12 protein-coding genes are annotated in these 12,811 nt (G+C 62.7%); 6 read left to right on the top strand and 6 right to left on the bottom strand.

Going from position 1 to position 12,811, the window contains the following annotated elements; genetic code table 11:
• Positions 1 to 550: 550 nt before the first annotated feature.
• Entirely contained in the window at positions 551 to 1,615 is a 1,065-nt protein-coding gene (rlmM, locus tag QYE47_RS24230) for a 23S rRNA (cytidine(2498)-2'-O)-methyltransferase RlmM (protein WP_004577178.1), read from the bottom strand.
• Between the two features lie 224 nt (positions 1,616 to 1,839).
• Here rlmM and acnA point away from each other — a divergent pair, with 224 nt between their 5' ends.
• Positions 1,840 to 4,581: an aconitate hydratase AcnA gene (gene acnA / locus QYE47_RS24225; RefSeq protein ID WP_014591798.1), complete on the top strand. Its 2,742-nt coding sequence runs from the start codon at positions 1,840 to 1,842 to the stop codon at positions 4,579 to 4,581.
• A 141-nt stretch (positions 4,582 to 4,722) separates the two neighbouring features.
• Positions 4,723 to 6,288 carry a PAS domain-containing methyl-accepting chemotaxis protein gene (locus QYE47_RS24220; RefSeq protein WP_014591799.1) on the top strand — a complete coding sequence of 522 codons (1,566 nt, stop codon included), beginning with the start codon at positions 4,723 to 4,725 and terminating at the stop codon, positions 6,286 to 6,288.
• A gap of 206 nt (positions 6,289 to 6,494) precedes the next feature.
• On the opposite strand, the gene QYE47_RS24215 is transcribed toward QYE47_RS24220, so the two are convergent.
• From QYE47_RS24215 to QYE47_RS24195, 5 genes are all read right to left on the bottom strand, one after another.
• The gene (locus QYE47_RS24215) at positions 6,495 to 7,379 is read right to left on the bottom strand and encodes a pseudouridine synthase (RefSeq protein WP_014591800.1); all 885 of its coding nucleotides are present in this window, start codon (positions 7,377 to 7,379) and stop codon (positions 6,495 to 6,497) included.
• Between the two features lie 51 nt (positions 7,380 to 7,430).
• Positions 7,431 to 7,739, bottom strand: coding sequence for a hypothetical protein (locus tag QYE47_RS24210; protein WP_014591801.1), 309 nt, complete (start codon positions 7,737 to 7,739; stop codon positions 7,431 to 7,433).
• Positions 7,740 to 7,804: 65 nt separating this feature from the next.
• Positions 7,805 to 8,236, bottom strand: coding sequence for a D-Ala-D-Ala carboxypeptidase family metallohydrolase (locus QYE47_RS24205; RefSeq protein ID WP_019437379.1), 432 nt, complete (start codon positions 8,234 to 8,236; stop codon positions 7,805 to 7,807).
• A gap of 108 nt (positions 8,237 to 8,344) precedes the next feature.
• Positions 8,345 to 8,584, bottom strand: a complete 240-nt coding sequence (locus QYE47_RS24200; RefSeq protein ID WP_010953106.1) for a glutaredoxin family protein — start codon at positions 8,582 to 8,584, stop codon at positions 8,345 to 8,347.
• 73 nt (positions 8,585 to 8,657) lie between these two features.
• Positions 8,658 to 9,866 carry an ammonium transporter gene (locus QYE47_RS24195; protein ID WP_019437378.1) on the bottom strand — a complete coding sequence of 403 codons (1,209 nt, stop codon included), beginning with the start codon at positions 9,864 to 9,866 and terminating at the stop codon, positions 8,658 to 8,660.
• A 312-nt stretch (positions 9,867 to 10,178) separates the two neighbouring features.
• Between QYE47_RS24195 and QYE47_RS24190 the strand changes: the two genes are divergently transcribed.
• From QYE47_RS24190 to QYE47_RS24175, 4 genes are all read left to right on the top strand, one after another.
• Positions 10,179 to 10,493, top strand: a complete 315-nt coding sequence (locus tag QYE47_RS24190; RefSeq protein ID WP_010953104.1) for a YqjD family protein — start codon at positions 10,179 to 10,181, stop codon at positions 10,491 to 10,493.
• A 9-nt stretch (positions 10,494 to 10,502) separates the two neighbouring features.
• Positions 10,503 to 10,877, top strand: a complete 375-nt coding sequence (locus tag QYE47_RS24185; RefSeq protein ID WP_003248706.1) for a phage holin family protein — start codon at positions 10,503 to 10,505, stop codon at positions 10,875 to 10,877.
• Positions 10,874 to 11,203, top strand: a complete 330-nt coding sequence (locus QYE47_RS24180; RefSeq protein WP_070384159.1) for a hypothetical protein — start codon at positions 10,874 to 10,876, stop codon at positions 11,201 to 11,203. Before QYE47_RS24185 ends, QYE47_RS24180 begins: the two co-directional genes overlap by 4 nt.
• Positions 11,204 to 11,351: 148 nt before the next feature.
• A complete protein-coding gene (locus tag QYE47_RS24175; RefSeq protein ID WP_014753953.1) occupies positions 11,352 to 12,683 on the top strand; it encodes a deoxyguanosinetriphosphate triphosphohydrolase in 1,332 nt (443 codons plus the stop codon).
• The last annotated feature ends 128 nt before the right edge of the window (positions 12,684 to 12,811 follow it).

Raw genomic sequence — 12,811 nt, 5'->3', positions numbered from 1 at the left:
GAGCGCAGCGTTTTTTGGTTACTTTTTGTCGCGTTTGACAAAAAGTGACTCGCCGTAAGGGCGAAAAGGTGAGTCAGAGTCGCCATCGCAAACGGACGGTTCGCTGAGTCAAAACAGACGAATTTGCTTCTTGCTTCTTGCTTCTTGCTTCTTGGATGTGAGCATCCACATCAAGTAGGTATTCATTTGCGACGGTGGCGCATAGTCACCTTTCCGCCCTTACGGCGGGTCCCTTTTTGTCGTGGCAAAAAGGAACCAAAAACCGTCGGCTCCCATCATCCGGCCCCTGCGCTGCGCTCCGGGGTCCCCTCGCTCCGGGCTTGCTCCCGGGAGGACCGCGCTGCAGGCCCCATCCTGGGGCCCAGCGCTTGACGGGCATCCATGCCCGTCACCTCCCTTCGCAAGCCCTGCACTCGGCCTCCTGAAGTCGCAATCTGCGTCGCCTGAACTATCGCGCGCTTAGAAGCAACAGCAAAAGCAGAAGCAGAAGCAGAAGCAGAAGCAGAAGCAGAAGCAGAAGCAGAAGCAGAAGCAGAACGACGTGCTGGCCTCAGCGTGGCTTCAAGTCGAGCCGCCGCAGGTGGCAGGTTACTTCTTCACGGTCGTGGTACAGCTGCTTGCAGGCAATCGACACCCTGATCTTGCGTGCCTTGAATGTTGCCTCCATACGGTCGAGCAGGCGCCGTACTTCGGCATAACGCTGCTTCATCGGCAACTTCAGGTTGACCACCGCCTCGCGGCACAGCCCCTCACCCAGCCAGGTTTCAATCAGCGAGGTGGTACGCGCCGGCTTCTCGACGATATCGCACACCATCCAGTCTACCGGCTGCTTCGGCTGCCAGGTAAACCCATCGGCCATCAAGTGCTGGACCAGGCCGGTGTCCATCAGGCTTTCGGCCATCGGCCCGTTGTCGATGGCTGTCACCAGCATGCCGCGGCGCACCAGCTGGTAGGTCCAGCCACCCGGCGAGGCTCCCAGGTCGACGCCGGTCATGTCATCACCCAGGCGCTGCTCCCACTGCTCACGCGGAATGAACTGGTGCCAGGCCTCTTCCAGCTTGAGTGTCGAACGGCTAGGTGCCTCGCGAGGGAACTTCAGGCGCGGGATGCCCATGGGCCACAAGGCGCTGTTGCTGGCCGATGCAACGCCGACAAATACCCGGCGGCCGCTGATGAAGGTCAGCAGCAAGCGTGGGCGACCAGGGTCGTCTACCAAGCGGCCGGCCTTCTCCAGGGCCTTGCGCAACGGCACTTCGAACTTTCGGCAGAAGGTGGACAATTCCTTGCCTTCGTTGCTGTCCAGCACCTCTAGCCAAAGGCTGCCGAACACCGGGAAATCAGCCAACTGCGCCAGCAACACACTGATGCGGTCACTTTCCGGCAGTTCGACGTAACCGCCACGTGCCCACTGCCGCGGGAAAATCAGCTGGTTGAAACGCAGTTCCCCCATCAAGCGCTCGGCACCGCCCTCCTCGCTACAGACAAACTCGGCACTGGCACTTTGCGGCTTGCCTTTGGCATAGCCGGCAACACCCAGGCGGGCGGCATGTTCGCTGATTTCGGCGCAAACCTCGCCCTCGAAACCGGGCCGGCAATGCATGAACAGGGTATTCATCTCTCACTCCACTACGGCTGGCGCACCACAGGCGCCGGCAGGGCGGCGATGATAAAGGAAGTTCGGAACCTGCGACACGCCCCGCCGGTCCAGAAAAAGGTCAGGTAGCGTAAACCGGTCTAACCTGACCATTCAGCCAGGTCCGTGCCGTGCGGACCGATACAGAGCGGTGCTGCAGGCAAACCGTGAATATTTGCCGGGCACCGGTGCAGAAGGAGTTGGCAATGCCCTCGCTCGATAGCCTGAACACCCTCAAGCCCCTCAAGGTCGGCGACAAGACCTACCACTACTTCAGCCTCACCGAGGCCGCCCGCCAGCTGGGTGACCTGCAGCGCCTGCCCATGTCGCTGAAAGTGCTGCTGGAAAATCTGCTGCGCTGGGAGGATGGCGCGACCGTCACCGGAGAGGACTTACGCGCCATTGCCCAATGGCTTGGCGAACGGCGCTCCGACCGCGAGATCCAGTACCGCCCGGCGCGGGTGTTGATGCAGGACTTCACCGGCGTGCCCGCCGTGGTCGACCTGGCGGCCATGCGCGCCGCCATGGCCAAGGCTGGTGGCGACCCGCAACGGATCAACCCGCTGTCACCGGTCGACCTGGTGATCGACCACTCGGTAATGGTCGACCGCTACGGCACGCCGCAAGCCTTCGCCGAAAACGTCGACATCGAGATGCAACGCAATGGTGAGCGCTATGCCTTTCTGCGTTGGGGCCAGAGCGCATTCGACAACTTCCGCGTGGTCCCGCCGGGCACCGGCATTTGCCACCAGGTCAACCTGGAATACCTGGGCCGCACGGTATGGACCCGTGAGGCTGATGGCCGCACCTATGCCTTCCCCGATACCTTGGTGGGCACAGACTCGCACACCACTATGATCAACGGTCTGGGCGTCCTCGGCTGGGGTGTCGGCGGCATCGAAGCGGAAGCGGCCATGCTCGGCCAGCCGGTATCGATGCTGATCCCCGAAGTGATCGGCTTCAAGCTGACCGGCAAGCTGCGAGAGGGCATCACTGCCACTGATCTGGTGCTGACCGTGACGCAGATGCTGCGCAAGAAAGGCGTGGTGGGCAAGTTCGTCGAATTCTACGGCGACGGCCTGGCCGAGCTGCCCCTGGCAGACCGCGCGACCATCGCCAACATGGCACCGGAATATGGCGCCACCTGTGGCTTCTTCCCGGTCGACCAGGTCACCCTGGACTATCTGCGCCTTTCGGGCCGCCCCGAAGCGACCGTAAGGCTGGTCGAGCAGTACTGCAAGGCGCAGGGCATGTGGCGCCTGCCCGGCCAGGAGCCGTCATTCAGCGACACGCTGGCACTGAACATGGACGAGGTCGAAGCCAGCCTGGCCGGGCCCAAAAGGCCGCAGGACCGCGTAGCACTGGGCCAGGTCAGCCAGGCCTTCGACCACTTCATCGAGCTGCAGCCCAAACCGCTGGCCAAAGAGGTTGGCCGCCTGGAAAACGAAGGTGGCGGCGGCGTGGCGGTGGGCAACGCCGATCAGGCCGGCGAGATCGACTACAGCCATCAGGGCCAGACCCACACCCTGCGCGATGGCGCCGTGGTGATTGCCGCGATCACATCATGTACCAACACGTCCAACCCCAGCGTGATGATGGCTGCCGGGCTGGTGGCGAAAAAAGCCCTGGAAAAAGGCCTGCAACGCAAACCTTGGGTCAAGAGCTCGCTGGCGCCGGGCTCCAAGGTGGTCACTGACTACTTCAAGGCAGCCGGGCTCACGCCTTACCTCGACCAGCTTGGCTTCGATCTGGTCGGTTATGGCTGCACCACCTGCATCGGCAACTCCGGCCCGCTGGACGAGGCGATCGAAAAAGCCATTGGCAGCGCCGACCTCACCGTGGCCTCGGTGCTATCGGGCAACCGCAACTTCGAGGGCCGCGTGCACCCACTGGTCAAGACCAACTGGCTGGCCTCGCCCCCACTGGTGGTGGCCTACGCCTTGGCCGGTAGCGTGCGCCTGGACCTGACGCGCGACCCGCTGGGGTCAGACAAGGACGGCCAACCGGTCTACCTGCGGGATATCTGGCCGAGCCAAAAGGAAATTGCCGAGGCCGTGGCCAAGGTCGATACGGCGATGTTCCACAAGGAGTACGCCGAAGTGTTTGCCGGTGATGCGCAATGGCAGGCAATCGAGGTGCCACAGGCCGCCACTTACGTGTGGCAGGCTGACTCCACCTACATCCAGCACCCACCGTTCTTCGACGGCATCGGCGGGCCGCCGCCACAAATTGCCAATATTCACGGCGCACGGGTGCTGGCGCTGCTGGGCGACTCAGTGACCACCGACCACATTTCCCCCGCCGGCAACATCAAGACCGACAGCCCGGCCGGGCGCTACCTGCGGGAACAGGGTGTGGAGCCACGCGACTTCAACTCCTACGGTTCGCGGCGTGGCAACCACGAAGTGATGATGCGCGGCACCTTCGCCAACATCCGTATCCGCAACGAAATGCTGGCAGGCGAAGAAGGCGGCAACACCTTGCATGTGCCCACTGGCGAGAAGCTGTCGATCTACGACGCGGCCATGCGTTACCAGCAGGAAGGCACCCCGCTGCTGGTGATTGCCGGCCAGGAGTACGGCACCGGCTCGAGCCGCGACTGGGCAGCCAAGGGTACCAACCTGCTGGGGGTCAAGGCCGTGCTGGCAGAAAGCTTCGAGCGTATTCACCGCTCCAACCTGGTGGGCATGGGCGTGTTGCCGCTGCAATTCAAGGCTGGGCACAACCGCAAACAGCTGGGGCTGACCGGCAAGGAGCAGATCGATGTACTGGGGCTGGACGGCGCACATATCCACCCCGGCATGAGCCTGCCATTGCGCATCACCCGCGAGGATGGCCAACAGGAACAGATCGAGGTGCTATGCCGCATTGATACCCTGAACGAGGTGGAATACTTCAAGGCGGGGGGGATTCTGCATTATGTGTTGCGCCAGATGATCGCCGGTTGAGTCTGGCCGAAGATTCGTTCCGTTCTTGAAACCGAGCGCCGCGGGGGCGGCGCTCAATCTCTGCAATCAATGAATCAAATATCCATTCAATAAAACCAGCGGCTTGCCGATACCTGTCGAAAGCCCTGCGGACTATCACCCATGCGTAACAACCAGCCGATTACCCAGAGAGAACGGACTTTCCCTGCCCAGCAGCGGTTGATCTCCACTACCAACGCCAAGGGTGTGGTCACCTACTGCAACGATGCCTTTATCGAAATCAGTGGATTCACCCGCGAGGAGCTGACTGGCGCACCGCACAACCTGGTGCGCCACCCCGACGTACCGCCTGCCGTGTTTGCCCATATGTGGCAAACCCTCAAGCAGGGCCAGCCGTGGATGGGTATCGTCAAGAACCGCTGCAAGTCCGGCGACCATTACTGGGTCAACGCCTATGTCACCCCCATCTTCGATAACAACCAGGTTGTCGGCTTCGAGTCGGTGCGGGTCAAGCCCACCGCCGAGCAGATCCGCCGCGCCGAGGCCCTGTACCAGCGCATCAACCAGGGCAAGCCGCCGGTACCGCGCCGCGACAAGTGGCTGCCAGTGCTGCAGGACTGGCTACCGTTCATCTTGATCAGCCAGGTGGGCTTCCTGATCGGCAACTGGCTGGGTCATTCCTGGGGCTTTGCCTTGGCCGCAGGGCTTTCGGTACCACTGGGCCTGCTCGGCCTGAGCTGGCAGCAGCGCGGCCTCAAGCGCCTGCTGCGCCTGGCCGAGCAAACCACTTCCGACCCACTGATCGCGCAGATGTACACCGACAGCCGTGGCGTGCAGGCGCGCCTGGAAATGGCCATGCTCAGCCAGGACGCACGCATGAAAACCTGCCTGACGCGGCTACAAGACAGTGCCGAACACCTGAGCGACCAGGCACGCCAGTCCGATGCCTTGGCGCACAAGAGCTCTTCTGGGCTGGAGCGCCAGCGGGTGGAGACCGAGCAAGTCGCCGCCGCAGTAAACCAGATGGCCGCCACCACTCAGGAAGTGGCCAACCATGTACAGCGCACCGCCGATGCCACCCAGGAAGCCAACCGGCTGACCAGCCAGGGCCGGCAGATTGCCGGAGAAACCCGCGAGGCCATCGAGCGCCTGTCGGCGGCAGTGGGCGAGACCGGCCAGACGGTTACGCAACTGGCCAAAGACAGCGACGAGATTGGTGGCGTGGTCGACGTGATCAAGGGCATCGCCGACCAGACCAACCTGCTGGCGCTTAACGCAGCCATTGAAGCGGCGCGCGCAGGTGAAATGGGCCGTGGCTTTGCAGTGGTGGCTGATGAAGTGCGTCAGTTGGCCCAGCGCACCGCCGAATCCACCGGGCAGATCCACGGCCTGATCGCCAAACTGCAACAGACCGCCAGCAACGCAGTGCTGACCATGGAAACCGGCCACCGCCAGGCACAGGAAGGCGTCGATCGGGTAATGCAGGCCGACGAGGCGCTGGTAGGCATCAGCGAAGCGGTGGCCAATATCACCGACATGGCCACCCAGATTGCAGCTGCAACCGAGGAGCAGACCGCAGTGGCTGACGAGATCAGCCGCAACATCAGCACCATTGCCGAACTGGCCGACCAGACCGCGGAACAGGCGCAGCACTCGGCACTGCTGAGCGAAGAACTGACCAGCACGGCGGGCAGCCAGTATTCGCTGGTAGAGCGCTTCAACCGCTGAAGCTCGCGACTTGGCCCTCCACCGCGGTGGAGGGCACCGGCTCCGCCGGTGTTCGCGGGCAAGCCCGCTCCTACAACGGAATGTGCCGAATCACCTACGCGTAGGAGCGGGTTTACCCGCGAATACGGTAGCGGCGGCGACGGTGAACGGCGGGTGGAGATTGGCCAGCAGGCCCGGCCCTTTCCCGGGTAAGTTCGCTTGCGGTGTTACCAGTCCAACCGCAAGCGGCTCTCGAAGTAGCGCTCTTCGCCACTCAGCGGGTCCTCGAAACGCAGGCTCTGCGCCAACAGTTTCAGCGGCCGCTGGTAGTCATCCTCTTCGTTGAGCAATTGCGGATAGAACGGGTCATTGCTGATCCCTGCCCCCAAAGCCGCCATGTGCACACGCAACTGATGGGTCTTGCCGGTCACTGGCGACAGCCCATAGCGCCATCGCTCACCGTTCTTCTCCAGCACCTCGGCCAGGGTTTCACTGTTGGCCTCCCCCTCCACTTCATGCATGCGGAAAAATGGCTCGCCATGCACCAGGCGGCTTTTGTGCACCAGCGGAAAGGCATGCTGTGGCATGGCAGCGGCAATGGCTTGGTAACGCTTGTCGATACGCCGCTCGGGGAACAGCCGCTGGTAGGCGCTGCGGCTGTGCGGGTTGGCGGAAAACAGCACAAGCCCGGCGGTGTGCCGGTCAATGCGGTGCAACGGCACCAGGTGCGGGTTGTCCAGGCGCCGGATCAGGCGGCGCAACAAGGTCTGCTCGACGTATTCACCGGTCGGCGTCACCGGCAGGAAATGCGGTTTATCGGCCACCACCAGGTGCTCGTCCACATGCAGCACCACCTCCTGCACCGGGATCGGCCGTTCGTTCGGCACTTCGCGGAAATAATGCAAACGCATGCCACGCTTGTAAGGCAGGTCGGCGGCAACTGCCTGCCCCTCGGCATCCAGCACCCGGCCACGGGCGAAGCGGTCAAGCCACTGGGCGCGGTCGATGGCCTTGAAATGATCACACAAGCAATCGAGCACAGTCACCCAGTTACCAGGTGGCAGGCACACCGTACTGGCTTGCTGGCGGGCGGGGTCGAAAGGCGTGGTCATGGCTGGACTCGAGACGTTCATGGCCGCGCATTATCGCCCAAGCCCGCCCCCTCAACCAGCCTGGGCCATCGCCTCGCAGCGATCCTTCAGCCAGCGCAGTACTTGCACCGGCTCCCAGCGGCCAGGGTCGTAGAGTGCATAGAGCAACCCCTCATAGCCCACCACATCCAGCCCTCGGTGGTAACCGGCCCGCTGGAACAAAGCCTCGATCTCGGCGAAGCAGGTATTGAAGTGGACTTTGCCGAACGGCGTGCAGTCGCCGGTCACCAGGCCTTCGAGGCGCAGTTCCAGAACGGCGTCAGCCACCCGGTCCACGGGCATGCGGTTGACGCTGTACTTGAGTTGCTCGACATTGAGCATGGCTTCACCTCGATACTGTATTTATATACAGCATACGAACATCCCCTTGCTGCCGTCAATGCGCTTCATTGCAGCCCCGCCAGGTAGCCGCTGCCTTTGCGCACGGTCAGCACCTGCCTACGCGGCGTGCCGCGCGTCACCGACAGATGCACCCATTTGTCGAACTCCAGGATAAGCTGATCGAAGGGCACCGCACTTTCGCTGATTCGCCGGACGGTCTCGCGCGGGCTGACCTCGATCACCGTGAAGTCCGCCGCCAGCCCTTGCACGTGCTGGCTATCGGAGGCGCCACCGATCAACCGATTGACCCTTTCACTGCGATACCCACTGCTGATGATGATGGGCGCGTCGAACAATGCACGTACCTGTTCCAGCGCACCACACAGTAATTGCAGGTTGGCCCTGGCTTCGAGGGGCGGTGCATTATCGAACCCGTCGCGGGCGGCGAGCTGGGAAACGGTCATTTCATCGAGGGTGAAATGTGGAGTGATCAACATGGCGAGCTATTCCGATGATGGAGAAGGTTACCGGCGACGGTGCGCCTCCACCGGATCATCAGCTCGCTTCACAGATCATGGAGCAGGGTTGCAACTCCTCTGCAGCCATCATTGCCCAAGAAAGGCCACCACTTGTTCGGTATCGAACGGCCAGTGCAACTCGGCGCCGTTGTCACAGCGCCGCAGCACCGGAATGATCAGGCCATAACGCTCGAACAAAGGCTCGCTCTCGGCGATGTCGACCAGCTCTACCAGCAGGCCATGATCGACGAGAGGCATCAACACAGCCTCGGCCACTTCGCAGAGGTGGCAGCCGAGGGTGCCGAACAGTTGACATTCAGGCAGCATGTGGCAGGTCCCGGGTTGGCATACACAGAAGCCTATTCTAGGCGCGCCACGCCCACCCTGCACCTGACCAGGCTCAATCCTGGCTGGTAGCACCGATCCGGTGCAGCGACAGGTCCGCCCCCTGGAACTCCTGCTCATGGCTCAAGCGCAGGCCATGCAACGCACGAATGGCTCCGTACACGGCAAAGCCACCGGCCAAGGCCACCAGCACGCCCATCAGGCTGCCCAGCAGTTGGCTGACCAGGCTGACACCCCCCAAGCCACCCAACGCCACCTGGCCGAACACGCCACAGGCAATGCCACCCCACACGCCACACAGACCATGCAACGGCCACACACCCAGGACGTCGTCGATTTTCCAGCGATTTTGCGCAGCGGTGAAGGTCCAGACAAACAGAGCCCCCGCCACCAGGCCGGTGGCGAGCGCACCCACCGGGTGCATCAGATCGGAACCTGCGCAAATCGCCACCAGCCCGGCCAGCGGGCCGTTATGCAGGAAGCCCGGGTCGTTGCGCCCGGCCAGCAACGCTGAAAGGGTGCCACCCACCATGGCCATCAACGAGTTGATCGCCACCAGGCCGCTGGCGCCCTGCAAAGTCTGCGCACTCATGACGTTGAAGCCGAACCAGCCGATGATGAGGATCCACGAACCCAACGCCAGAAAGGGAATGCTCGACGGCGCAAACGCCACCAATCGCCCATCGCGGTAACGCCCACGGCGCGCCCCCAGCAGCATTACCGCGGCCAGCGCCAGCCAGCCCCCCATGGCGTGTACCACCACAGACCCGGCAAAGTCGTGGAACGGTGCGCCGAAGCGTGCCTGCAGCCAGGCCTGCACGCCCAGGTTGCCGTTCCACACCACCCCCTCGAAGAACGGATAGACGAACGCCACGATCAACGCCGTAGCACACAACTGCGGCACGAACCGCGCCCGCTCGGCAATGCCCCCGGAGATGATCGCCGGAATCGCCGCCGCGAAGGTCAGCAGGAAGAAGCACTTGACCAGCGCATAGCCATGGTCGACAGCCAGCGTTGTCGCCGGCTGGAAGAAGTTGACCCCATAGGCGATCCAGTAGCCTATAAAGAAGTAGACCAGCGCCGAGATGGCGAAGTCGCTGAGGATCTTCGACAAGGCGTTGACCTGGTTCTTGTGGCGCACCGTGCCCACTTCAAGGAACGCGAAGCCGGCATGCATGGCCAGCACCAGAATGGCGCCCATGAGAATGAACAGGGTGTTGGAACCGTGGACCAGAGAGTCCATAGCGCTGTGCATGTTTTCCATGAAATAGGCAGACCTGCTGAAAAAGGCACCAGGACAGTTCAAGAACCTGCATCCCTGCACCGAATCGGTGCCAGCCACTACCCTGTTCAGGTGAGCGGGGTGAAGCCTGCGTGGTTTTTTCTTGGGTTTGTCGTGGATTGGGTTAAGGTTTATCGGTATCCGCTGCGCGGGCGCTCTGAATTGGCGCAAAACCTGTCAGGGGCGCTCCGCAACGTGGCAAAAACTTAGCAAGGCCCGTACCAGCAGCCGCACTTGAACCTTCCATGCGTGCTGTCACTCGAACTACCAACACTCATCGACAGGGAGAGACCCATGGCCAGCAAATCGGCAAAGAATGCACAAGAGATATTGATGGCTGACTTCCAGGCCTTGGTGCGAGACACCGAGAAGCTGCTGGCCGACACCGCCAACCTGGCCGGCGACCAGGCCGACGAATTGCGCGAGCAGATTCACGAGCGCCTGGCCCAGGCCCGCGAAACCCTGCAACTGACCCAGGACTCGGTACGTGAACGCGGTCAGGCAGCGCTTGGCAGCGCCGAGCAGTACGTGCAGGAAAACCCGTGGCGCGCAATCGGCATCGCAGCCGGCGTCGGCCTGTTGATCGGTCTGCTGGCCAACCGGCGCTAAGGGGAACCCATGGAGAATGACGCCAACGGCGCTGGCGCTTCGGGCAAGCGCCTGGGCGCGGCCATGCTGGGGCTGCTGCACAGTCACATCGAACTGTTCGGTATCGAGTTGCAGGAGCAGAAAGGCCGTACCTTGAGCCTGCTGCTGTTCGCCGGCCTGGCGCTGGTGTTCGCCCTGCTGCTGTTGACCGCGCTGTCCGGGCTGCTGCTGGTGCTGCTGTGGGACAGCTATCGACTGGCCGGTATCATTGGCCTGTGCGTGTTCTATGGCATTGCTGCACTGTACTGCGGCGTGCGCCTGAAGGCGGCGGTGTTCGACGAATCATCGCCCTTCGGCGCCACCCTCGACGAACTTGCCAAGGACAGGGAGCGCCTGTTGCCATGAGCCTGCCAGAACTGCCAAACACGCGTAACCCGCGCGAACTGCGCAAGGCGCTGCTGCGCCTGCGCATGGAAATGCACCGCCAGGAAATCCGTCATGAGTCCGGTCAGTTGCTTGAACCGCTGCGCCGCGTGCGCGGTATGGGCACCTCGCTACATGAAGGCCTGGGTATCAAGCATGCGCCACTATGGGGCATCGGTGCCGTGGTGGCGCTGGGCTTTCTCACCGGCAAGGGCGTACGCAGCGGCAACCTGACGCGCCTGGTACGGTTGGGCAGCACCCTGCTGCCGCTGGTACGCCTCTACCTGCAGGGCAGCCGCCGCCCCTGACCAGGGTTCGCCCCGGCAGAAGCAGCCTTGTGCTGCGAAGAGGCCCGTTCCATCGATACGAATGCATCCTGGGGCCGGCCTCTTCTTCGCAGCACAATGCGCTTCCTGCAGGGTATGCTGCTGCCTTCGAACGACAGGAGACCGCGCCTTGGACTGGCACACCTTGCTTACCCGCGAACGGCTGGGCAAAGCCCTGTACAGCGCCGATGAACTCGGGCGCAGCCCCTTCCACAAAGACCATGACCGCATCATTTTCTCCGGTGCCTTCCGCCGCCTCGGCCGCAAGACCCAGGTGCACCCGGTGTCGAGCAACGACCATATCCATACGCGCCTGACTCATTCGCTGGAAGTCAGCTGCGTCGGCCGCTCGTTGGGGATGCGCGTCGGCGAGACCCTGCGCGACAACCTGCCGGACTGGTGCGCCCCCAGTGACCTGGGGATGATCGTGCAGTCTGCCTGCCTGGCCCACGACATCGGCAACCCGCCATTCGGCCACTCCGGCGAAGACGCCATTCGCCACTGGTTCCAGCAGGCGGCCGGGCGTGGCTGGCTGGACGACATGAGCGATGACGAACGGGCCGACTTTCTCAACTTCGAAGGCAATGCCCAGGGCTTTCGTGTGCTCACCCAACTGGAATACCACCAGTTCGATGGGGGGACCCGGCTGACCTATGCCACCCTCGGCACCTACCTCAAGTACCCGTGGAGCGCCCGCCACGCCGACGCCCTGGGCTACAAGAAGCACAAGTTCGGCAGCTATCAGAGCGAACTGCCCCTGCTCGAACAGATCGCCCGCAAACTCGGCCTGCCGCAGCTGGAACACCAGCGCTGGGCGCGCCATCCGCTGGTGTATCTAATGGAGGCTGCCGATGACATCTGCTACGCGCTGATCGACCTGGAAGACGGCCTGGAAATGGAGCTGCTGCAATACGCAGAAGTCGAGGCACTGTTGCTCGACCTGGTCGGCGAAGACCTGCCAGAAACCTACCGCCAGCTCGGTCCACGCGATTCTCGTCGGCGCAAACTGGCCATCCTGCGCGGCAAGGCCATCGAACACCTGACCAACGCCGCCGCCCACGCATTCGTCGAGCAGCAGCAGGCGTTGCTGGCCGGGCAACTGCCGGGCGACCTGGTGGAACACATGCATGGCCCAGCCAAACGCTGCGTACTGCAAGCCAAGGACATGGCACGCAACAAGATCTTCCAGGACAAGCGCAAGACCCTGCACGAAATCGGCGCCTACACCACCCTGGAGATTCTGCTGAACACGTTCTGCGGTGCGGCCCTCGAGCAGCACGGTGGACGTACGCCATCGTTCAAGAGTCGCAGGGTGCTGGACCTGATCGGCAACAATGCGCCAGACCCGCATGCCTCGTTGCACAGCGCCTTCCTGCGCATGATCGACTTCATCGCCGGCATGACCGACAGCTATGCCAGCGAAATGGCCCGGGAGATGACCGGGCGTTCCAGCCCGACCTGAAACGCGTCGGTGCAGCGCAGGTTCGGCCAGGCGCTGCACCACGCTTGCAGGAAACTTCCTACACCAACGGGGGCCACACTAAACGGCATGAATAAAAACTAATGAAAAGTTACCAAAATCGCTTTGAC

It is taken from the genome of Pseudomonas sp. 2,4-D (genome assembly GCF_030418155.1).
GTDB lineage: Bacteria > Pseudomonadota > Gammaproteobacteria > Pseudomonadales > Pseudomonadaceae > Aquipseudomonas > Aquipseudomonas alloputida.
Note: the sequence above shows the minus strand (reverse complement) of the source record. Positions and strands in the feature narration are given on the sequence as shown.

Coding starts and splice junctions, on each gene's coding strand:
- rlmM (WP_004577178.1), bottom strand. CDS start 1,615: ATGAATACCCTGTTCATGCATTGCCGGCCCGGTTTCGAGGGCGAGGTT.
- acnA (WP_014591798.1), top strand. CDS start 1,840: ATGCCCTCGCTCGATAGCCTGAACACCCTCAAGCCCCTCAAGGTCGGC.
- QYE47_RS24220 (WP_014591799.1), top strand. CDS start 4,723: ATGCGTAACAACCAGCCGATTACCCAGAGAGAACGGACTTTCCCTGCC.
- QYE47_RS24215 (WP_014591800.1), bottom strand. CDS start 7,379: ATGACCACGCCTTTCGACCCCGCCCGCCAGCAAGCCAGTACGGTGTGC.
- QYE47_RS24210 (WP_014591801.1), bottom strand. CDS start 7,739: ATGCTCAATGTCGAGCAACTCAAGTACAGCGTCAACCGCATGCCCGTG.
- QYE47_RS24205 (WP_019437379.1), bottom strand. CDS start 8,236: ATGTTGATCACTCCACATTTCACCCTCGATGAAATGACCGTTTCCCAG.
- QYE47_RS24200 (WP_010953106.1), bottom strand. CDS start 8,584: ATGCTGCCTGAATGTCAACTGTTCGGCACCCTCGGCTGCCACCTCTGC.
- QYE47_RS24195 (WP_019437378.1), bottom strand. CDS start 9,866: ATGGAAAACATGCACAGCGCTATGGACTCTCTGGTCCACGGTTCCAAC.
- QYE47_RS24190 (WP_010953104.1), top strand. CDS start 10,179: ATGGCCAGCAAATCGGCAAAGAATGCACAAGAGATATTGATGGCTGAC.
- QYE47_RS24185 (WP_003248706.1), top strand. CDS start 10,503: ATGGAGAATGACGCCAACGGCGCTGGCGCTTCGGGCAAGCGCCTGGGC.
- QYE47_RS24180 (WP_070384159.1), top strand. CDS start 10,874: ATGAGCCTGCCAGAACTGCCAAACACGCGTAACCCGCGCGAACTGCGC.